General features: G+C 63.3%; 14 protein-coding genes and 2 pseudogenes. 8 read left to right on the top strand and 8 right to left on the bottom strand.

What is annotated here, in order from left to right; translation table 11 throughout:
• Window positions 1-9 precede the first annotated feature (9 nt).
• The 8 genes and pseudogenes from ACU5AZ_RS15735 (at window position 10) to ACU5AZ_RS15700 (ending at window position 10161) form a co-directional block, all read left to right on the top strand.
• Window positions 10-1698 (top strand): methyl-accepting chemotaxis protein, encoded by a 1689-nt coding sequence (locus tag ACU5AZ_RS15735; protein ID WP_446823279.1) that lies wholly within the window; start codon window positions 10-12, stop codon window positions 1696-1698.
• A 176-nt stretch (window positions 1699-1874) separates the two neighbouring features.
• Window positions 1875-3701 carry a methyl-accepting chemotaxis protein gene (locus ACU5AZ_RS15730; protein ID WP_446823278.1) on the top strand — a complete coding sequence of 609 codons (1827 nt, stop codon included), beginning with the start codon at window positions 1875-1877 and terminating at the stop codon, window positions 3699-3701.
• A gap of 204 nt (window positions 3702-3905) precedes the next feature.
• Window positions 3906-4424, top strand: a pseudogene (locus ACU5AZ_RS15725) (CHASE3 domain-containing protein); the annotation flags it as partial.
• A 249-nt stretch (window positions 4425-4673) separates the two neighbouring features.
• Window positions 4674-5825, top strand: a pseudogene (locus tag ACU5AZ_RS15720) (methyl-accepting chemotaxis protein); the annotation flags it as partial.
• The gene (locus ACU5AZ_RS15715) at window positions 5825-6322 is read left to right on the top strand and encodes a chemotaxis protein CheW (protein ID WP_446826022.1); all 498 of its coding nucleotides are present in this window, start codon (window positions 5825-5827) and stop codon (window positions 6320-6322) included. The pseudogene ACU5AZ_RS15720 and the gene ACU5AZ_RS15715, both read left to right, overlap by 1 nt.
• An 86-nt stretch (window positions 6323-6408) precedes the next feature.
• Window positions 6409-7203 (top strand): CheR family methyltransferase, encoded by a 795-nt coding sequence (locus ACU5AZ_RS15710; RefSeq protein WP_446826021.1) that lies wholly within the window; start codon window positions 6409-6411, stop codon window positions 7201-7203.
• Window positions 7204-7206: 3 nt separating this feature from the next.
• Window positions 7207-8301 carry a protein-glutamate methylesterase/protein-glutamine glutaminase gene (locus ACU5AZ_RS15705; RefSeq protein ID WP_446823277.1) on the top strand — a complete coding sequence of 365 codons (1095 nt, stop codon included), beginning with the start codon at window positions 7207-7209 and terminating at the stop codon, window positions 8299-8301.
• A 111-nt stretch (window positions 8302-8412) separates the two neighbouring features.
• Window positions 8413-10161, top strand: a complete 1749-nt coding sequence (locus ACU5AZ_RS15700; protein WP_446823276.1) for a hypothetical protein — start codon at window positions 8413-8415, stop codon at window positions 10159-10161.
• Window positions 10162-10167: 6 nt separating this feature from the next.
• Here the strand turns inward: ACU5AZ_RS15700 and ACU5AZ_RS15695 are convergent, their stop codons facing one another.
• The 8 genes from ACU5AZ_RS15695 to ACU5AZ_RS15660 all read right to left on the bottom strand — a co-directional run bounded on the left by ACU5AZ_RS15695 (window position 10168) and on the right by ACU5AZ_RS15660 (window position 18698).
• Entirely contained in the window at window positions 10168-10884 is a 717-nt protein-coding gene (locus ACU5AZ_RS15695) for an AAA family ATPase (RefSeq protein ID WP_446823275.1), read from the bottom strand.
• A 141-nt stretch (window positions 10885-11025) separates the two neighbouring features.
• On the bottom strand, window positions 11026-12588 hold the full coding sequence (locus ACU5AZ_RS15690) for an acyl-CoA dehydrogenase family protein (RefSeq protein WP_446823274.1): 1563 nt from the start codon (window positions 12586-12588) through the stop codon (window positions 11026-11028).
• Complete coding sequence (locus ACU5AZ_RS15685) at window positions 12585-13460, bottom strand: amidohydrolase family protein (protein ID WP_446823273.1); 876 nt, start codon at window positions 13458-13460, stop codon at window positions 12585-12587. The genes ACU5AZ_RS15690 and ACU5AZ_RS15685 overlap by 4 nt, the downstream gene beginning before the upstream one ends.
• Before the next feature lie 12 nt (window positions 13461-13472).
• Entirely contained in the window at window positions 13473-15287 is a 1815-nt protein-coding gene (locus ACU5AZ_RS15680) for a feruloyl-CoA synthase (RefSeq protein ID WP_446823272.1), read from the bottom strand.
• Entirely contained in the window at window positions 15280-15780 is a 501-nt protein-coding gene (locus ACU5AZ_RS15675) for a MarR family winged helix-turn-helix transcriptional regulator (protein WP_446823271.1), read from the bottom strand. Before ACU5AZ_RS15675 ends, ACU5AZ_RS15680 begins: the two co-directional genes overlap by 8 nt.
• A gap of 13 nt (window positions 15781-15793) precedes the next feature.
• A complete protein-coding gene (locus tag ACU5AZ_RS15670; protein ID WP_446823270.1) occupies window positions 15794-17116 on the bottom strand; it encodes a TRAP transporter large permease in 1323 nt (440 codons plus the stop codon).
• Complete coding sequence (locus ACU5AZ_RS15665; RefSeq protein ID WP_446823269.1) at window positions 17113-17655, bottom strand: TRAP transporter small permease; 543 nt, start codon at window positions 17653-17655, stop codon at window positions 17113-17115. The genes ACU5AZ_RS15670 and ACU5AZ_RS15665 overlap by 4 nt, the downstream gene beginning before the upstream one ends.
• A gap of 2 nt (window positions 17656-17657) precedes the next feature.
• The gene (locus tag ACU5AZ_RS15660; RefSeq protein ID WP_446823268.1) at window positions 17658-18698 is read right to left on the bottom strand and encodes a TRAP transporter substrate-binding protein; all 1041 of its coding nucleotides are present in this window, start codon (window positions 18696-18698) and stop codon (window positions 17658-17660) included.
• Window positions 18699-18733: the final 35 nt, after the last annotated feature.

The following is an 18733-nucleotide window of genomic DNA, read 5'->3' as shown; positions in this document are numbered from 1 at the left end:
GATACTAAAATGCGTTTTACCATCAAACTCAAGCTATTACTGGCCTTCGGCTTCATCATCTCGATGCTCGTTGGCACCGCCGTCTACAACGTGATCAGCCTGGCCGCCGTCAATGATCACTGGTCCGAGGCCGTCCATGGTCCCGCCCAGCGCCTCAGCTACGCTCAGGACCTCAACATCGCGCAGCTGCAGCAGATCCGTCAGCAGAAGAACATGCTGAACGCAACCTCGATCTCGGAACTGAAAGGCTACATCGTCAAGAGCGACGAAGAGCGCGCTGCCTTCGACAAGGATTTCGATGCGCTTCTTGCCAAGGCAACCGAACAGGGAATGGTCTACTGGACGAAACTGAAGGCTCTGACCGCAGACTTCCGTCAGGACGACGACGAGATGCGCCGCATGCTTCTCGCTGGAGACACCGTCGGCGCCATGCGCGTTTCGTCGACCACGGCGCGCGAAGCAGCATCGAAGATCGACGATCTTCTCGCCGAAGTCTTTGATCTGGAACGCGAACGTCTGATCGCGGCAGACAACAACGCCGCCGAACAATACGCCGAGATCCGGACGATCGTGATCACCGTTGCCGCCGTCGCGTCCATCATCGCTCTGATCGCCGCTCTGTGGATCATCATGTCGATCAACAAGGGCATTGCGATGGCCGTCCGCACGGTACAGACGGTTGCCGACGGCGATCTCACCGAACTCGCCGAGGTCAAGACCCGCGACGAGATCGGCGATCTGATCGGTCACGTCAACTCGATGATCGAGCGCCTGCGCGGCGTCGTTGCCGACGCCCTGTCTGCCTCCGACAACGTCTCGGCCGGCAGCCAGCAGCTGTCCGCCGGTTCCGAGCAGCTCTCGCAGGGCGCTACCGAACAGGCATCTTCTGCCGAGGAGGCTTCCGCCTCCATGGAAGAGATGGCCGCCAACATCAAGCAGAACGCCGACAACGCCGCCCAGACGGAAAAGATCGCTCGCCAGTCCGCCAAGGATGCGGAAGCCTCCGGCGAAGCCGTCTCCAAGGCCGTCAACGCCATGCGGACGATCGCCCAGAAGATCTCCATCGTCCAGGAAATCGCCCGTCAGACCGACCTTCTGGCATTGAACGCCGCCGTGGAAGCAGCCCGCGCCGGCGAGCATGGCCGCGGCTTCGCGGTTGTTGCCTCGGAAGTCCGCAAGCTTGCAGAACGCAGCCAGGCGGCAGCCGCCGAAATCTCCGGCCTTTCCGGCGAAACGGTGACGGTTGCCACGGAGGCCGGAGAAATGCTGGTTCGTCTGGTTCCGGACATCCGCAAGACGGCCGAACTGGTCTCGGAAATCTCCGCCGCCTGCCGCGAGCAGGACATCGGTGCCTCGCAGATCAACGAAGCGATCCAGCAGCTCGACAAGGTCACCCAGCAGAACGCAGGCGCCTCGGAAGAAATGTCGGCGACCTCGGAAGAGCTTGCCGCCCAGGCCGAGGAACTGCAGGCGTCGATCGCATTCTTCAAGGTCGACAGCTCCGCCATGACCAAGTCCGCGACCGTGCATCCTGCTGCAAGCCCGGCAAAGCGCCCTGCCCGCCCGGCCGCGGCGAAGGCTGCGCCGAAGCCGCAGAACAGCGTTGCTGCCCAGCAGGCACGCGTCAAGGGCTTCGCCCTCGACATGTCGATGGGTGGACCGGACGAAGACGACGCGGATTTCCGGCAGAGCGCTTGAGCTCCGCCTTTTCCCGATAACGTACGGCGCCAACAGGCGCCGTACCAAAGCCGGTGAATGATCGCCGGTCAGAGAGAGGCCCCTCCCGAACTTCTCTCAAAGACATGTTGAACCCACCCGCCAGACAACCGACTGAAAAAGTCAACATTCACCCTTATCCTTCGGGGACCGCCTCCATGCGCTTTACGATCAAGCTGAAACTCGCACTTGCCTTCACACTTCTCATCTTGCTGTCGACCGGCATGTCGGTCATGGCAATCATGAACCTGTCATCTCTCAACTCGGCGATCACTGACATCATTCAGGGGCCCGCCGCCAATCTGCGCAATTCCAGTGACCTGTCCGACGCCGTTCTCAATGCGATCCGCAACGAGAAGAACGCGATCCTGAACACCGATCCGAGGCTCGTTGACACTTTCGTCACCGAAGTACGTGCCAACCAGCAGAAGATCGAAACGCTGGCAGACAAGATCCAGCTCGACAAGAATCCGGACATACAGTCCAAGATCAGCCAGTTCCTGACCAATCTGCCCGCCTGGCGGCAGGTGCAGGAGAAGGTCATCAAGCTGGCCATCGAAAACACCGATGAAAGCAACCGGATGGCCGGCGAAATCTCCATGAATGCAGGCCGCGCCGCTGCCGCCGAGCTGTTGAGGTCGCTTAGTGAACTCAATGACTCGATTGCCGCTGACCTCGCCGCCACCGACAATTCGACCAATCAGCAGTACGCCTTCTCCCGCAACCTCCTGCTCGGCGCGCTGGGCGTCATGTTCGTCCTCTCCATCGCCGTCGCCTTCTGGATTGCGCTTGGCATCAATAACGGCCTGAAGAAGATCCAGGCCGTTGCCGAGGCGGTCGCCATCGGCGATCTGGACCAGAACATCGAGATCAAGACCAACGACGAAATCAAGGACCTGGTCAACACGATCAACGTCATGACCGGCAACCTGCGCAATACCGCAGACATCGCCGACCAGATCGCAAACGGCAACCTGACGGTGGAGCCCAAGCCGCTTTCCGACAAGGACACCCTCGGCATCGCGCTTCAGTCGATGGTCGAGCGCCTGCGCGGCGTCGTTGCCGACGCACTGTCGGCCTCCGACAACGTCTCGTCCGGCAGCCAGCAGCTCTCCTCCGGTTCGGAGCAGCTCTCGCAGGGTGCGACCGAGCAGGCCTCCTCGGCCGAGGAAGCCTCTGCGTCCATGGAAGAGATGGCCGCCAACATCAAGCAGAACGCAGACAACGCCGCCCAGACGGAAAAGATCGCCCGTCAGTCCGCCAGGGACGCGGAAAGCTCAGGCGAAGCCGTCAACAAGGCCGTAAACGCCATGCGGACGATCGCCCAGAAGATCTCCATCGTCCAGGAAATCGCCCGCCAGACCGACCTCTTGGCCCTGAACGCCGCAGTCGAAGCGGCCCGCGCCGGTGAACACGGCAAGGGCTTCGCGGTCGTGGCCTCCGAAGTGCGCAAGCTTGCCGAGCGCAGCCAGGCGGCAGCCGCGGAAATTTCCGGTCTTTCCGGCGAAACGGTTTCCGTCGCAACGGAAGCCGGTGAGATGCTGGCACGCCTCGTCCCGGATATCCGCAAGACAGCCGAACTCGTCTCGGAAATCTCCGCCGCCTGCCGCGAGCAGGACATCGGCGCCTCCCAGATCAACGAAGCGATCCAGCAGCTCGACAAGGTCACCCAGCAGAACGCCGGCGCCTCGGAAGAAATGTCGGCGACCTCGGAAGAGCTTGCCGCCCAGGCCGAGGAACTGCAGGCCTCGATCGCCTTCTTCAAGGTCGACACTGCGGGCACGGCGAAGCCCTCCGCCCTGCACCGTCAGGCGCCCGCGGCCAAGCCTGCCGCGCGCCCGTCAGCCGCGAAGGCGACAGCAAAGACGGCGCCGAAGCAGCAGCACGACGTCGCCGCCCAGCAGGCACGCGTCAAAGGCTTCGCCCTCGACATGTCGATGGGTGGACCGGACGCCGACGACGCCGATTTCCGGCAGACCGCCTGACGGTCGGCCCAGCAATACAGGATGCAGCCGCAAGCGGCTGCATCCCAACCAGACCGAAAGGCATGCAAATGCATGACGCATCCACAGGCCGATCGACTTTCAAACTCTTCTTCGACGCAAAAGTGTTGCGTGGCGCGAAGACTGAAAGACCCAAGAATAAAACTGCCCTGCAATCAATTCATTCATTCGACATAGGATCGCGCCATGCTCAATAATCTTTCCATTCCCAAGAAACTGATGCTCTTCCTCGGCTTCATCATTCTCGCGTCGCTCTCCATCAACGCCGTTGTGCTGCTCAAGTCCAACGAGGTCAAGCAGACGACCTTCTGGAACGACCACACGATGAAGGTCATCAGCGCCGCCAACGAAATCGTTTCCGGCATGGTCAACCAGGAGACCGGCTTCCGTGGCTATCTCCTTTCCGGCCAGGACAAGTTCCTCGAGCCCTACAAGTCGGGCTGGGAAACCTTCAACAAGTCCTGGAACGAAGCCAAGACGCTGACGTCGGATAATCCGGCCCAGCAGCAGCGGCTTGATGAAATCAAGCAGATGGCCGAAACCTGGCACAACTCGGTCGCCGAGCGCGCGATCACGCTGATGGCCAATCCGGCCACCATGGACCAGGCCCGCCACGTCGAAATCTCCGGCGCCGGCAAGGAATCCATGGACGGCCTGCGCAAGAAGGTGGCCGAGGTCATCGACACCGAATCCGGTCTGCTTGCAACCCGCCAGGCTGCCCAGCAGGATGCCCTGAGCCTGATGACGCAAGTCATCATCGCCGGCATGATCATCAGCGTGCTGATCTCCGTCGTCACCGGCATCGTGATGACCAGGACGATCGCCAAGCCGATCGGCAACGTCAACGAAGCACTGGCAAAGCTGGCAAAGCCGCTGGAAACCGGCCGTCACGACGAAGTTGGCCAGATGCAGGGTGCCTCGCAGGCGGTGGAAGCCGCATTCCGGGACATCTCCTCGGTCCTGCAGGCTGTTTCGGTCGGCGACCTCTCCCGCCAGCTTGAGCGTGACTACGGCGCTCTCAGCAGCGAAGTGGCCGGCAACCTCACCGACATGATCACCAATCTGCGCGGCACCGCGACGATTGCCGATAAGATCGCCAATGGCGACCTGATGGTCAGCCCGAAGCCTCTCTCCGACAAGGACACCCTCGGCATCGCCCTTCAGTCGATGGTCGAGCGCCTGCGCGGCGTCGTCGCCAACGCACTCTCCGCATCGGAGAACGTCTCGTCCGGCAGCCAGCAGGTTTCCTCCGGTTCGGAGCAGCTCTCGCAGGGCGCGACCGAGCAGGCCTCCTCCGCCGAAGAAGCCTCCGCCTCCATGGAAGAGATGGCCGCCAACATCAAGCAGAACGCCGACAACGCCGCCCAGACGGAAAAGATCGCCCGCCAGTCTGCCAAGGATGCGGAAGCCTCCGGCCAGGCGGTTGAAAAGGCCGTCGGCGCCATGCGGACGATCGCCCAGAAGATCTCCATCGTCCAGGAAATCGCCCGCCAGACCGACCTCTTGGCGCTGAACGCCGCAGTCGAAGCGGCCCGCGCCGGTGAACACGGCAAGGGCTTCGCGGTGGTCGCCTCCGAAGTGCGCAAGCTTGCCGAGCGCAGCCAGGCCGCAGCCGCCGAAATCTCCGGTCTTTCCGGCGAAACGGTCTCCGTCGCAACCGAAGCCGGCGAAATGCTGCACCGCCTTGTTCCCGACATTCGCAAGACGGCCGAACTGATCTCGGAAATCTCCGCCGCCTGCCGCGAGCAGGACATCGGCGCCTCGCAGATCAATGAAGCGATCCAGCAGCTCGACAAGGTCACCCAGCAGAACGCCGGCGCTTCCGAAGAAATGTCCGCGACCTCGGAAGAGCTCGCCGCCCAGGCCGAGGAGCTGCAGGCGTCGATCGCATTCTTCAAGGTCGACAACAGCATGGTCGGCAAGGCTTCGGCGCCCTATCGCGCCGCAAGCCCGGTAAAGCCGGCAGTCCGCGCGGCTGCACCAAAGGCCGCGCCGAAGCGCGAATACACCGTCGCCGGCCAGCAGGCCCGCGCCAAGGGTTTCGCGCTCGATATGTCGATGGGTGGCCCCGATGGTGACGATGCAGATTTCAAGGAGAGCGCATGATGGCTGACAAGGCTTCCGAAGGACAATACGTAACATTCAGCCTCGACGACGAATGCTTTGCCGTTCCGGTCGAGGTGGTTCGGGAAATCCTGGACCATGAGGATGTGTTCCGCATCCCGCATGGTCCGGACTACCTGCTGGGGCTGCGCGACGTGCGCGGCCAGGGTGTGCCGATCATCGACCTGCGTCTGCGTCTTGGCATGTCCAGGACGGAGAAGACCCTGCACACGCGCGTTCTGGTGATCGACGTACCGCTTGCCGGCCGCATGCTGACGCTCGGCCTCGTTGCCGACCGGGTGCACGAAGTCGCCTCCTTCCAGGGGGCGGCGATCGAAGGTGCGCCGGATATCGGTGTGCGCTGGCCCTCCGACTACATCGCCGGCGTCGTGCGGCGCGAGACGGATTTCGTCGTCATCGTCAACCTCGCGCGGCTGTTTACCGACAGCGATGCGAAATCCCTGACCGGCTTCGGTCAAAAACAGGTGGAAATGGCATGATTGGAAGTGCGGCAAGAGCGCACCGGCAGGCAGAGACGGAGGCGTCGCCAAGCGACGTCTCCGGCCTCAGCCATCGCAATTTCGAGATGCTGGCGCGTTATATCTACGATTACAGCGGCATCAAAATGCCCTCATCCAAGCGCACCATGCTGGAAGGGCGCATCAGGCGGCGGCTGCGGCCGACGGGCATGCAGGACCCGAACGACTACTGCAACTACCTCTTCAAGCAGGGAGGCCTTGAAAGCGAGGCCGTGCACCTGATCGACGCGGTCACGACCAACAAGACCGACTTCTTCCGCGAGCCCAAGCATTTCGAGCATATGATGCAGGCTGGCCTGCCCGATCTCGTCGCCGCCGGCCACAAGCGTCTGCGGCTGTGGAGCGCGGCCTGCTCCATCGGCGCCGAGCCCTACACGCTCGCCATGGTCATGGAGGACTTCAAGTCCGACGCCAAGCTGAAGCTGGATTACACGATCCTCGCGACCGACCTGTCGACGGACGTCCTGAAGATCGCCCAGCGCGGCATCTACCCCACCGGCATGATCCAGCCGGTCTCGAAGGCGCAGCGCGCCCGCTACGTCATGGAATCGCGCGAGCAGGCGCGCAACGAGGTCCGCATCCATCCGCAGCTGCGCTCCCACGTCGGCTTCGCGCGGCTCAACCTGATGGACGACAGTTACAAGGTGGGCGATCCCATGCACATCGTCTTCTGCCGCAATGTGCTGATCTATTTCGACAAGCCGACGCAGCAAAAGGTGCTGACCAGGCTGTGCGACAACCTCATCGATGGCGGCTACCTCTATGTCGGCCACTCGGAAACCATCACCGGCTTCAAGCTGCCTGTCAAACAGGTGGCCAATACGGTGTTCAGGAAGGTCTAGGCCATGCATCTCGGCAGGAAAATCCGTGTTCTGATTGTCGACGACAGTGCCAGTGTCCGCCAGGCGCTGACCAGGGTTCTGGAGGCAGACAACGAGATCGAGATCATCGGCGTCGCGTCCGATCCCTTCATGGCCGCGAAGAAGATCCAGGAGGTCGTTCCCGACGTCATCACGCTGGACGTGGAAATGCCACGCATGGACGGCATCACCTTTCTCCGCAAGCTGATGTCGCAACATCCCATTCCGGTGGTGATGTGCTCGTCGCTGACCGAGGCGGGTTCGGAAACGCTGATGCAGGCGCTGGAAGCCGGCGCCGTCGACGTCATCCTGAAGCCGAAGATTGCGGCTGCCGATCATCTGGAAGAAAGCGGCGCCATGATCCGCGAAACGGTCAAGGGCGCCGCCGCTGCCCGGCTGGGTGCGCGACGCCGCCTCGTGCCGGCGTCAAGCAAGGTGCAGGGCAAGCTGACCGCCGACGCCGTGCTCCCTCCCCCGACAGGCAAGGCCATGGCCAAGACGACGGAAATGGTCGTCTGCGTCGGAGCATCCACGGGTGGCACCGAGGCGTTGCGCGAATTTCTCGTCGCCCTGCCGGCCAATACGCCGGGCATCGTCATCGTCCAGCACATGCCGGAAAAATTCACCGCCGCCTTCGCCAACCGCCTGAACGGATTGTGCGAGGTCGAGGTCAAGGAAGCGGAAAACGGCGACCCGGTGCTGCGCGGCCATGTCCTGATCGCGCCCGGCGGCCGGCACATGCTCCTGGAACGCCAGGGCGCCCGCTACTGCGTGGCCGTCAAGGACGGTCCGCTCGTCTCCCGTCATCGCCCCTCCGTGGACGTCCTCTTCCGCTCGGCGGCAAGGGCGGCGGGCAGCAATGCCATGGGCATCATCATGACCGGCATGGGCGACGACGGCGCCCGCGGCATGGAGGAGATGCACAATGGCGGCGCATTCACCGTGGCACAGGACGAGGCGACCTCCGTGGTCTTCGGCATGCCGAAGGAAGCGATCGCCCGCGGCGGCGTCGACCGCGTCGTGCCGCTCGAGCAGATTGCCCGGGAATTGCTGGCGGCCGACCGCCGACATCTGGGCTGACTTTCCGCTGTTACCGAGCGTTAATCACGATCGCAGGTAGCCTGCGGAATTTACCAGACATTTCAGATTGTTGTCTCTTATGGGGCAGACAACGGGGACACGACAGCGACCATGAATGCTTTGGCGAGATTGACACCAGCCGCCTACGGGACGGAAACGGCGGAAACCGATGGGATCGCGAACAGGCTGGAAGAGGCCCGTGCGCAGATCGAACAGCGTTTTCTGGAGGGCGGCACGCTGCTGGTCTCCGTGCTTGAGGTCTTCACGCAACTGACCCAGGTACTGGAAAAGGTCAGTGGCTCGCTCAAGGAAGAAGAGGCCGCGGAAGCATCGCAGGAACTGGCCCTGACGGCCAGCCTGATCGCCAAGCTGCCCGAGGCACAGACGTTCCGCGACACCAGGCTCGGGGAAATCGGCGTCGAGGGTCAAGCCCTCGGCCGGGAAATCCAGGCCATGGAGGAAACGCTTCGCTATCTGAGAACGTTTGCGACCACAGCCAAGATAACCGGCGCGCATATCCCCGACTTTGCCGGCTTCGCCGTGGAGATCATCGAGCGCATCCAGTTTGCCACCAAGGAAGTCAAGAGCCTGTCGGACAGGATCGCCACCCTGCACGGCATGATCCGGCAGGCGTCGCTGGCCAGCGGTTCGAAGATGAGCCGGCACGACGATGACATCCCCCGGATCGTTGCCGACCTCGAAAACAACGCCAAGGCCATCAAGGCGCAACGCGAAGCATTGGGCAAGGTTGCCACCAAGATCACCGACATGGCGCACAAGGTGCAGGGCCGGCTGGCGAGCAGCCTGTCAGCACTGCAGATCGGCGACGTCACCCGCCAGCGCATCGAACATTGCCAGGCCGCCTATTCCATTGCCGAGGCCCAGATCGCGGCCAACGCGGCAACCCTTGGCGACGACGGCAGGGAGAGGCTTCTGCAGGCCGTCACGAAGCTGGTTCATGAACAGATCAACGCGCTCAGCAGCGATTTCTCACGCGAATGCAGCACGATCGTCACCAATATCCGCGCCTTTTTCAACGACGCGGCATCGCTGATGTCCCTCTATGAAACGCTGCTGCCGCGACATGGCGGCACCGAAACGACACCCTTGACCGCGGTCAAGGCGGGTCTCGAATCCGCCCGCGGTACGGTCGGCGCCATCGAAGGCTCGGCCGCCGAGGCCATGCGCCTCAGCACCTCGGCGAACGGCGTGGTGGAAGAGCTGGTCCGCAGCGTCGAAACCATACAGCTGGTCCGCACCGACATTCAGTACATGGCGCTGAACACCAATCTGCGCTGCGGCAGGCTTGGCGAGGAAGGCCGTGCAATCAACGTTGTCACCAGCGAGCTGCGGGCATTCTCGGGCAAGCTGGACGAAGCGGCAGAACGCGCGCTCATCAACCTGCGCCGGCTGGAGCAGCTGGCCGCCGACCTGCAGCGCAACCGGAACGACGAAACCGGCAAGGACCTGTCGGTCCACATAGACATCGCTCTTGCCCACGTGACTACGGCCGCCGACACCGTCGACCTGCAAATGGGCGAACTGCGCGACTGCGGCAACAATGTCTCTGCCCAGCTGGCCGCAGCGACCACGGGCCTGAACTTCCACCATGGCATTCAGGACATCATCGCGGCCTGCGCCGAGCGAACCGCTTCGGCCCGCAACGCCGCAACCGACCTGTCCGGACTGGAGGAGATTGCCTCCGCCATATCTGCGCAGGTTTTCAAGACCTATACGATGAAATCGGAACGGGATGTCCACGCCCACGTGCTCGGCTTGCCGGAAACCGCTTCGGCGGCTGCGGCTCCTGTCCAGCAACAGCAGGACGACGACGATCTCTTCGAGGACGCCCTCTTCTGATCGCCGTCAGGCGACGTTGAGGATGGCATTCTCTTCCGTCTGCTTGCCGACCGTATAGGGCAGGATGCGGCGGAAGACTTCCATGCCGAGCATATGCGCATTGTGCTGCGCCTTGTCGAGGTTGCTGACGCGCTGGGCATCCATCGTATAGAGCGTCTCGCCCGCCCCGAACACATCGCGGAAGGCGGAGCGTTCGATGATCGGCGTGTCGAGGAGATGGACCCGCTTTTCGTCAAGAAGCGCCTTGACGGCCTGCAGTGCCCGCGTCGTGACCATCGGATTGATGCGCGTCAGCACCACCGAGTGCGGGATGTGAATGCCGGCCCGGACCTTCAGATATTGCAGGATCTCGATCACGTTTGCCCCGCCCTGCGCGTCCATGGCCGAGCCCTGGACCGGAATGATCACATATTGCGAATGCCCGAGCGCCTGCGCCAGAAGCGGGCTGCGCGAACCGGGCAGGTCTATGAGGACGAAGTCGTTCTTGGCCTTCGCTCCCCGGATATTGCGATCGAGATTGGCAGCCGAGACATAGGACACGACGGAAAGCCTGGACGGAACATTGGCGCCGAGCTGCTCGTACCACTTCGAAATCCAGTTCTGCGGATCGCAGTCGAGGACGGCGACGGAATAGCCCATGCGCTCCAGCTCGCACGCGATGATCAGCACCGCCGTGGTCTTGCCGGCCCCGCCCTTGGTATTCGCGAAAGTGATGACCGTCATGATGTGCTCCGAAGCTGATGGCAAGCAGACATTTCCGAAGAAAATCATACAGTTTCATGGTTAACCGACTGCTAACGCCGAAGCACCTCGGCAAGCTTCGATCGCCCTCTCCTCTCCTCACAGCGCAGGATTGCGGTGCCGCTATGCGGCACTCATGATGCCTTCCGCTTGACGGTGGGACAGGACAAACTCGAACAGTCGTGACGTTTCCCTGTCGTCGCTGACGGCGGCGATCCGCGCCCACGCCGCCTGGAAAAACAGCTTGCCCGTCAGCGTCATGAATTCATGGGCATGCGAGGCCGGATCGGCGTCTGCCAGCAGACCGGCGCGCATCGCCCGCCAGCGATCACGTAGCTCCATCACCTCGGGATGGTCCGTAAGCCGGCCGATCAACGCGTCGAAAGCCTCGGCACCAGCACCGCCGTTCGCCCGAAGCCCGCGCGTTGCCGTCGCCAGCGCATGAATGCCATTCGCGCCCTCGTAGATCGACGTGATCCGCGCGTCACGCCATGTCTGGGCCACCCGGTACTCGTTGAGGTAGCCGTATCCGCCAAGGATCTGGATGCCGAGATCGGCCGAGCGGATACCCGCCTCCGTGCAGAACACCTTGCAGACCGGCGTGAGGAAATCGACGAGTGGCCCGGCATCGCCGCGGGCCTGTTCGACCAGTGTCACATGCACCATGGCGCGGCTGCCAAGCGCGAGCGTCCGCTGCTCGTCAAGCATCCGGCGCACGTCGGCATGGTCCGACAATACCGCCGAAGCGCCGTCGTCCCGGCGGCCCTGCACGCGCTCGCCGGCATAGGCGGCGCCGATGGCGGATGCGCGGGCGGCATGGGCCACGCCCTGCAGCGCGACGTCGAGCCGGGCATGGTTCATCACCGTGAACATCGCCTTCAGCCCTTCGCCCTCCTTGCCGACGAGCTCCGCCGGCGTTCCGGAAAAGGCCATCTGGCAGGTGGGAGACGCATGCAGCCCGAGCTTTTCCTCGATCCGCACGACGCTGATCATCGCCCCGGCCCGGGAACGGCTGGTGAGAAAGAGCGACAGGCCTTTGACGCCATCCTCCGGCGTACCGGTCCGGGCGAGAACCAGATGCAGAATGTCATCCGACATGTCCTGGTCGCCGCCGGAGATAAAGATCTTTTCGCCATCGAGCCGCCAGCCATCCCCGTTGCGCGCTGCGCGGGTGCGGATGCGCGACAGATCGGACCCGGCGCCGGGTTCCGTGAGGCACATGGTCGACAGCACCTCGCCCGCCGCCAGACGCGGGATCCATTCGGCCTGCTGCGCTTGACTGCCGAAGGCCAGCAATGTGGAGACGGCACCCGGAACGAGATTGCACACCATCTGCAGCGAATGGCAGGCGCCGGAGAAGATTTCCGAGACACCGGCCGCGACGAGGCCGCCCTGCCCCATGCCGCCGAAATGCTCCGGCACGGTCAATCCCTGCCAACCCATCTCGGCAAGCTGGCGGAAAGCCGCCGCAAAGCCGTCCGGCATGCGCACCCGGCCTTTCTCAAGCCGGCATCCCTGCCGATCACCGGTCTCGTCCAAGGGCGCAATCACCCCCTCCGCGAAGTCGGCGAAATGACGGATGATGCCCTCCGCAAGTTCCGCATCCCATTCAGGCAGCGAAGCCGCGTCCGCCACCCGCGTCAGCGAGAAGAGGATGTCATCGACGGGAGCGGCAAAGGGGATCATGGGGCAACGCCCAGAAGACGCATGGCGTTTTCCTTCAGGATCAGCGGTCTCACCTCGTCCTTGAAGTCCGCCTTGTCGAAGGCGTCGAGCCACTTTTCCGGCGAGATCATCGGCCAGTCGGAACCAAACAGCATCTTTTTCTTCAGGATGCTGTTGGCGTAGCGCACCAGGATCGGCGGGAAATATTTCGGCGACCAGCCGGAGAGGTCGATATAGACATTCGGCTTGTGCTGGGCGACGGCCAGCGCCTCCTCCTGCCAGGGAAAGCTCGGATGGGCGGCGATGATGTTCATGTCGGGAAAGTCGACGGCGACATCGTCAAGATACATCGGATTGGAGTATTTGAGCCGCATGCCGTTGCCGCCGCGCATGCCCGACCCCACCCCCGTCTGGCCGGTATGGAACAAAGCCACGCAGCCATGTTCGGCCAGAACCTCGTAAAACGGATAGGCCATGCGGTCGTTTGGATAGAATCCCTGCATGGTCGGATGGAACTTGAAGCCCTTGATCCCATGCTCCTCGACCAGCCGGCGCGCCTCGCGCACCGCCATCTTGCCCTTCCACGGATCGATCGAGGCGAACGGAATGAGGATATCGTCGTTCTGCCTGACGAGCTCCAGCACCTCGTCGTTGGAATAGCGGCGATAGCCGGTCTCGCGCTCGGCATCGACCGGGAAGATCACCGCGGCGATGTTCTTCTCGCGGTAATGCGCCGCCGTTTCCGGAATGGTCGGCGGATGCGTCCATGGCGCGCCGAAATAGCCGGCCATGGTGCATTGCAGTTCGTCATAGCCGTCGTCGGAATGGCAACCGCAGGGCTCTTCGGCATGGGTGTGGATGTCGATCGCGCGGACCTTGGCAAAATCCACCATTTGATACCTCCGTCAGACGCGTATCAGCGCCGGGTCTTCGTTGTCGTAAAGGCGCTCGAGCAGACGGGCCCGGCGCGTGATGATCTTGCGCACGTTGAGCGAGCCCTTGTCGGTGAGCTCGCCATCCTTGAGCGACGGCGGTTCGGCAAGGATCATCGCCCGGCTGATGCGTCGGCCGGACCCGGTCGCGGCTTTCGCCATGGCCCTGAGCCGTTCCTCGATCATCGCCTGGAGGATGCTGTCGATCACGGCGCCATCCGAGCAGTTGTCGCCGTGCACCTGGTCGGGGCGCGGAAATATGAAGAGGCCGATCGCGTCCCGGTCATGGCCGCAGACGACGACGTCCTGAACCAGCCCCCGCAACCCCTCCAGCGCGTCAAGCCGCAGCTTGCCGGCCTGGACCCAGGTGCCCGTCTGCAGCTTGAAATCTTCCGACACCCGTCCGTCGAAGATCAGGCCACGGTCGGGATCGCCGGGGGCGACGAAGCGGACTGCGTCGCCGGTCTTCAGGAACCCGTCCTCGTCAAACGCCTCGGCCGTCTTGGCCGGATCGGCGTAGTAGCCCGGCATGATGTTCTGGCCCTTGACCCGCAATTCGCACCGCATCTCCTCGTCCGGGATCAGCTTTATCTCCGTACCGGGCAGCGGCACGCCGATGACGCCCGAGCGGCCGATCGGCTCGTGCACCATCACGGTCGCCGGCGCGGTCTCTGTCATGCCCCAGCTTGAGATCATCAGCGGGATACGGCCCCGCAGTTTCATCGCCATCGTTTCCAGGCTGGTCCAGACATCCTGAGGCAGCGAGGCGCCGGCATAGAAGATCATGTCCAGATCGCGGAAATAGGCCTCGCGCAGGACGGCATTCGTCTCCATCTCCCGCACCAGCATGGAGAAGCCGACCGGCACGTTGAAGGACAGAGTTCCCGGTCGCTCGATGGTGTTGCGGACGGTTTCGGCAAACAGCGCCTTGGTCGGCTTGCCGTTGTCGATCGTCAGCGTGCCGCCATGCGCCAGCATCATGTTGAGATTGTGCGACCCGCCGAACACGTGGTTCCAGGGCAGCCAGTCGCAGATGCTCGGTGGGCGATCCTTGAGGAAAGGCAGCACCGAAGCCATCTGCGACTGGTTCGCGCACATCATCCTCTGTGTCGTCAGGACACCCTTCGGATCGGAGGAGGAACCGGAGGTGAAGAGGATTTTGGCGACGGTGTCCGGCCCGACGGAGGCCAGACGTTCGTCGACATCGACTGCCGGGTCTCCCGCCAGAAGATCGGCGAACGGCGTCACCGGCCGGGGGGCGCCGTTCGTGCGGCTGGCGACGATCTCCACGCCGGCAAGTGCAGGCAAGCCAAGAGCGGCGGCATAGACACCCGCGTCCTCGACGAAGGCGAGCATCGGCCTGACCTTCTCGACGATGTAGAGCAGCCGGGCATGGGCCTCCGGGATCAGCGAATACTGCTCGGCAAGCGGCACGGTCGGCACGCCGGCAAACTGCGCGCCGTAGGACAAAAGCGCATGGTCGACCGAATTGCCGGAGAGGATGACGATCGGGGTTTCCGGCCCCAGTCCACGGACAACGAGCGCCGAGGCGATGGCGCGGACATGCTCGAGCGCCTGGGAATAGGTGACATCCCGCCAGCCATCGCCCGCCCGTTCGGACAGGAAGACGCGGTCGGGCGCGGTCCGCGCCCAATGATGCAGCCAGTCAGCCGTCCGACCGACGACCGGATCGAGCGGAAGATTGGACGTCAGCAGGAGATGCCCGTCCCGCCTCTGCATGGTCACGGAATGGCGCACGGTGCGCACCGCTGTCATCGTCTCAGTCATCCGACTGCTCCCGCCGGCGCTTCGCACCGCTGCGCGCCGCCCGGCACAACAGGGTCCGCAAGACATCGAGTTCCTCGGCCGAGAGATCGGCAAACATTGCGACCTCATGGTTCTGGACGGCCGCTTCCGCCCGGCGCCAGAGATCAGCCCCCTCCGGCGTGATCTGCAGGGCATAGGCGCGCCTGTCCGTCTCTACCGGCATGCGCTCCACGGCGTTCAGCTCTTCCAGCTCGTCGACGACGACGACGACCCCGGAGCGCTTGATGTTGAGCACATGCGACAGCCGCGTCTGCGAGATGCCGGGACTGGCGGCGATCACCGCCAGCGCCGAAAAGGTGCCGACCCGCAGGCCGAGCGGCGCCAGCGTCTCGCTGATGTCCTCCTGGACCGGGATGAAGGCCCGTTTCATGTTGTAGCCGACGAACTGGCGCAGCAGCCGGTCGTCCGGCGCCTTGACGTCGAGATTCTGGTTGGCAACGGCATTGGTGGACACTGGCTGGCCCTCCTCAGTTCGCGACAAGATCGACCAGCCAGTAACTCAAGGCCGGGAATGTGATGATGATGGCGATGCGGGTGAACTCCGCCATGATGAAGGGCAGCGTGCCGCGGAAGATCTGCGTCATCGGGATATCCTTGGCGAGCGCCGAGATGACGAACAGGTTCATCCCGACCGGCGGCGTGATCAGCCCCATTTCCACGACGATCAGCGAAATGATGCCGAACCACATCGCCATGTGCTCCGGTGTCAGGCCGAAATCGAGCGCCATCACCGTCGGGAAGAATACCGGCACCGTCAGCAGGATCATCGACAGGCTGTCCATCAGGCAGCCCATGACGAGGTAGAAGACGACCATTGCCAACAGGATCAGCATCGGCGGAATGCCCGAACCGGCGAAGAACTCGGCCACTTCCACCGGCATGCGGCTCAGCGCCAGCGCCACGTTGAAGAGATCGGCGCCGAAGACGATGGCGAAGATCATCGCCGTCGAACCGGCGGTGTCCACCAGGCTGTCGAGGATCGACCGCAGGCTGAGGCCACCCTTGAGGATGCCCAGGACCAGGGTGAGCACGACACCGATCGCAGCACCCTGCGCCGGCGTGAAGAAGCCGCCATAGATGCCGCCGAGAACGATGACGAAGATCAGCGCCACGTGCCAGATGTCGCGCAGGGTGCGCAGCCTCTGGCGAAAATTCTCGCGCTCGCTGGTCGGCCCTTCCGACGGATGCAGCCGGACATAGACCGAGATGGCGATCATGAAGCCGATGACAGCCATGATGCCGGGGACCGTCGCGGCCAGGAACAGCTTGACGATGTTCTGCTCCGTCAGGAGCGCATAGATAATCAGCACCACCGATGGCGGGATGAGGATGCCGAGCGTGCCGCCGGCGGCAAGCGCACCGGAGGAAAGCGCACCGGAAAAGCCGTGCTTGCGCATTTCCGGCATCGCCACGCGGGTCATTGTTGAGGCGGTCGCCAGCGACGAGCCGGAGATCGAGCCGAACAGCGCGCAGCCTGCCACCGCCGCCATCGCCAGACCGCCACGCCGGTGGCCGATCCAGGAGCGCGCGGCTGCGAAGATAGACGCGGAGATGCCTGAATTCGTCGCCAGATGCCCCATCAGGATGAAGAGCGGCACCACGGCAAAGTCGTAGGACATGAACTTGTCGACCCAGGCCGACTTCAGATAGGCGGTCAGGCCGGCAAGCGAGCTCAGCTGGATATAGCCAGCGGCGCCGACGAGGCCCATGGCGAGCGCGATCGGCATACGGATAAAGATCAGGATGAAGAGGGCAACGATCAGGACGATCGCGATGGCGAAGGGCGTCATGTTTCAATCCCGGTGCGGAAACTGCGGGGAAAGGCGGCTTCGAGGACCTGGATGGCCGCCACCAGAGCGGACATGCCGGTGCCGAGGATTGCGGGCAGATAGACCCACCAGATCGGCGCGCGCAGCAGCATCGTCTGGTCGCCGTAGCCGCGCATGTCGATCATGCCCTGCACCAGTTCCCAGCACAAAAACGCCCAGGCGAGCGCGAAGATCAGCGTCCAGACAGCATCGATGGAGCGATTGGCGGAACCGGGCAGCCAGTTGGTGAACACGTCGACCATGACGTGTCCCCTGGAAAGCTGGCAGAGCGGCAGGAAGAGCGATGCACAGGCGGCGCAGGAAAGCTCCACCAGTTCGAACTCGCCGCGCACCGCGCCGAAGCCGAAGGTCGCGCCGAGCACGGACAGGGTGACCGTAATCGATGCGCCGAGCACCACCAGCCCACCAAGGCCGGCGAGCGCCGTGCACAGGACGCGGAGCGTCCTGGACAGGAGGGTATCCCCCTCCTGTCCTGCCTCTACTGGAAGGCGTTCAGACATGATCAGCTCTCGTCAAGCAGTGCGTTTGCGCGCGCCATGATGGCAGCACCGTCAAGGCCGGCCTTGTTGAGCTTTTCGGTCCATGCCGCATGTATCGGCACGGCTGCCTCTTGCCAGGTGGCGATTTCTTCGGCCGGGATTTCGACGATCTTGTTGCCCTGCTTTTCGACAACCGATCGGCCAAAGGCCTCGAAGGCATCGAACTGCTTGCCGATCCGGTGCGACAGTTCCATGCCGGATGCGGCATCGATGACGCCGCGAAGGTCGTCCGAAAGGCTCTCGTATTTCGCCTGGTTCATGACGAAGGCGAAGGTGTTGGCGTAAAGGCCACGCGCCGCAGGCACCGGCTCGGCACTGAACGACGTCAGCTCCTGCAGCTTGAAGGCGGGCACCACTTCGAACGGCAGGCAGCAGCCGTCGATCACGCCGCTCGACAGCCCGACCACCATTTCGGTGACGGGAAAGAACACGACTTCCGCGCCGAGCGAGGTCAGCATGTCGCCCGTCGCCTGGTTCGGCGCACGCAGTTTGAGCCCCTTGAGGTCGGCCTTGCTGAGCACCGGCGCGTTGCGGGTGTGCAGCTTGCCGCCGGCATGGGTGTGATAGGCGAGAACCTTCATGCCGCGATATTCGTTCGGGCCGAACTCGTCCATCAGCTTGTGCATGGCGACCGATGACTTCTCCGCCGTGGTCACCATGAACGGGTTGGACATGGTTTCGGCCACCGGGAAGCGGTCCGGCGTGTAGACCGGCAGCGTCCAGGCGATGTCGCAGATCCCCTGGCGTGTCTGGTCGACGAGCTGCGGCGGCTTTCCGCCGAGCTGCATGGCCGGGAACATCTGGATCTCGATCGCCCCGTTCGAGGCCTTCGCGATCTCGGCGGCCCAGGGCTCGAAAAACTGCTTCTGCATCGGGGCAACACCCGGCAGGAAGTGATGCAGCCGAAGCGTCACCTCGGCCGCATGCGCCCGCGTCAGGATTGCCGGCGTGGCCAATGCCGCACCGATGGAAGCCAGTACTGTACGTCTTGTGAAGCTGGTCATCGAAGTTCCTCCCACTATCTCGACCTTCAATTCAC

It is taken from the genome of Rhizobium sp. PAMB 3182, assembly GCF_052908355.1.
Note: the sequence above shows the minus strand (reverse complement) of the source record. Positions and strands in the feature narration are given on the sequence as shown.

Excerpts from the sequence above, each read along its gene's own strand:
- ACU5AZ_RS15735 (WP_446823279.1), top strand. The coding sequence starts at position 10 with ATGCGTTTTACCATCAAACTCAAGCTATTACTGGCCTTCGGCTTCATC.
- ACU5AZ_RS15730 (WP_446823278.1), top strand. The coding sequence starts at position 1,875 with ATGCGCTTTACGATCAAGCTGAAACTCGCACTTGCCTTCACACTTCTC.
- ACU5AZ_RS15715 (WP_446826022.1), top strand. The coding sequence starts at position 5,825 with ATGGCTGACAAGGCTTCCGAAGGACAATACGTAACATTCAGCCTCGAC.
- ACU5AZ_RS15710 (WP_446826021.1), top strand. The coding sequence starts at position 6,409 with ATGCTGGCGCGTTATATCTACGATTACAGCGGCATCAAAATGCCCTCA.
- ACU5AZ_RS15705 (WP_446823277.1), top strand. The coding sequence starts at position 7,207 with ATGCATCTCGGCAGGAAAATCCGTGTTCTGATTGTCGACGACAGTGCC.
- ACU5AZ_RS15700 (WP_446823276.1), top strand. The coding sequence starts at position 8,413 with ATGAATGCTTTGGCGAGATTGACACCAGCCGCCTACGGGACGGAAACG.
- ACU5AZ_RS15695 (WP_446823275.1), bottom strand. The coding sequence starts at position 10,884 with ATGACGGTCATCACTTTCGCGAATACCAAGGGCGGGGCCGGCAAGACC.
- ACU5AZ_RS15690 (WP_446823274.1), bottom strand. The coding sequence starts at position 12,588 with ATGATCCCCTTTGCCGCTCCCGTCGATGACATCCTCTTCTCGCTGACG.
- ACU5AZ_RS15685 (WP_446823273.1), bottom strand. The coding sequence starts at position 13,460 with ATGGTGGATTTTGCCAAGGTCCGCGCGATCGACATCCACACCCATGCC.
- ACU5AZ_RS15680 (WP_446823272.1), bottom strand. The coding sequence starts at position 15,287 with ATGACTGAGACGATGACAGCGGTGCGCACCGTGCGCCATTCCGTGACC.
- ACU5AZ_RS15670 (WP_446823270.1), bottom strand. The coding sequence starts at position 17,116 with ATGACGCCCTTCGCCATCGCGATCGTCCTGATCGTTGCCCTCTTCATC.
- ACU5AZ_RS15665 (WP_446823269.1), bottom strand. The coding sequence starts at position 17,655 with ATGTCTGAACGCCTTCCAGTAGAGGCAGGACAGGAGGGGGATACCCTC.
- ACU5AZ_RS15660 (WP_446823268.1), bottom strand. The coding sequence starts at position 18,698 with ATGACCAGCTTCACAAGACGTACAGTACTGGCTTCCATCGGTGCGGCA.